Genomic DNA, 1,969 nt, shown 5'->3' with positions numbered 1-1,969 from the left:
CGGACCCGGAGTCCGCCTCCGACCCGGAGTCGGACGCGGCTGCGGCGATCACCGACGGCGGCGCCTCGGCGGGCCGTGGTCGCCCACCGGCCGCCCGCAGCTCCCGCGCCGCCTCCCGCAGCCCCACACCCCGCCGTGGCCTACCCATGCCGCTCATCCCCGCCTCTGCCGATCCCGACCCGCCGACACACACCGTCCACCCGCCTGCGCCCGGCCCTCACCGGACATCCGCGACCAGCCGCGGCGGAGCGTGCAGATAGGTGACCGACGGATCCCGCCCGACCGACCCGGACACGATCTCCAACGCGTCCGCCAACGTCGACGCGGCCCGCAACCCCAACCGCGCGCACACCACCCGATCCCCACCGACCACCACGACCTCACCCAGATACGCCCGCCCCGGCGCCGTCTCATACCAGCGGTGGAACGGATGCACCCCGGGCAACGCCAACGACGACCGGTACAACGACTCGTACCACGGATCGGTGGCGTACCGACGTTCGAACTTCGCCTCGATCGTCGCCGGCTCGTGCGACTCCGCCAGCACCTCGGCGTAGAAATCCACATACGACGGCTGATGCACCTGCGAGAACCGCGCCGCCATCGGATGGTAAACGATCATCGCACCATGCTCGCGGACCACCGGCCGGCCCGTGTGCCGACCCAGCACCTCCGCGAGCGCCCCATGCGCGCCCAGCACCGCGTCCCCGGGACCCGAACCGTGGTGCACCCCGAACGGCGCCGACCCCACCACCAGCACATCCGTCTGGCCCTCGACACCGACCCGCTGGCCCCCCTCGACCAGCGCCCACGCCGCCTCGGTGACCGCCCGCACATCCCCGGCCCCCACCGAGGTGACCGCGTAGTCGGCGGCCGTCTCCTGCCACACCCGGCGCCGCGCCCAGCCCCCGAGACGGTCCAGCCCACGCGCGGCGGCCAACGCCATCACCTGATCGGGCAGCGACCACTCCCACTCACGTCCGGTCAGGAACCCCGCCGCCGCCGGACCCACCGCCGCGTTCACCGTCGCCGTCACCGCGAACACCGGCACCGCGCCCGCCAGCACCCCACCCAACCGGCCCAGCACCGCCCGCGACCCACCCCCGGACACACCACCAGCCACCTCCGACAAGCCAGGGGAGCCGGAGACACCCACCGTCCCGGACGAGCCAGACGAGCCAGACGAGCCGGGGGAGTCGGACGAGCCGGCCGCCTCGGACACACCGGGGGAGTCGACCGGGGTGGGGGAGGAGAACCAGCCGGCCGCATCCCGCATCGCCGCCGACACACCGCGCGCCGCCCGCAACGACCCGTACGACGCCACCCCCGCCGCCAGACCCGCAAGACCCCCCACACCCGGGTCCTGCACCACCTCCACCGAGATCAGCAGATCCGCCTCGGCGACCGGCCGGGCCACCCGCAGCGCCTCCCCGGCGCCGCTGACCCCCACCTCCACCAGGTTCGCCTCGTCGAACGCGTCATGACAGGCCAGCCGCTGCGGCCAGAACGAACGGAACACCCGCTCACCCACCAGCGCCTCGACCTCCGCCGCCGACCGCCGCCGCCCCAACCCCGTGGCCACCACCAGCCGCACCTCATCGACACCGGCCGCCGCCACCACCGACAGCACCCGCTCCAGCAGACGCGCCCGCACGTCCACCCCCCGCATCCGCGGCGCCGGCACCCCCGCATCCGAGACCACCAGCACCAGCCGCAGCCCCGGACGCAACAACGACGCCAACGGCGCACTGCCCACCGGCGCCGCCAACGCCGCGTCCACCGCGGCCCCCACCGCGTCGACCCCCGGCCGCGGCAACGGCGGATACACCACCCGCGTCCCCACCGGGAAACGCTCCAACAACACCCCGTCGCCCTGGTGCACCAACAGCGGAGGAGTCCGCTCGTCCACCTCGAGCACGAACCCCGGTCTCACCGACGCACGTCCTTTTCCGTCCGCCGCATGAAGTCA

1 protein-coding gene is annotated in these 1,969 nt (G+C 74.2%); it reads right to left on the bottom strand.

The window, feature by feature from the left end; genetic code table 11:
• Positions 1 to 217: 217 nt before the first annotated feature.
• Positions 218 to 1,933 (bottom strand): lactate racemase domain-containing protein, encoded by a 1,716-nt coding sequence (locus tag G6R24_RS20550; RefSeq protein WP_163550778.1) that lies wholly within the window; start codon positions 1,931 to 1,933, stop codon positions 218 to 220.
• Positions 1,934 to 1,969: the final 36 nt, after the last annotated feature.

Source organism: Candidatus Frankia nodulisporulans, assembly GCF_902806475.1.
Taxonomy (GTDB): Bacteria; Actinomycetota; Actinomycetes; order Frankiales; family Frankiaceae; genus Frankia; species Frankia umida.
The sequence above is the reverse complement of the archived record's forward strand: the minus strand, read 5'-3'. Positions and strand labels throughout refer to the sequence as shown.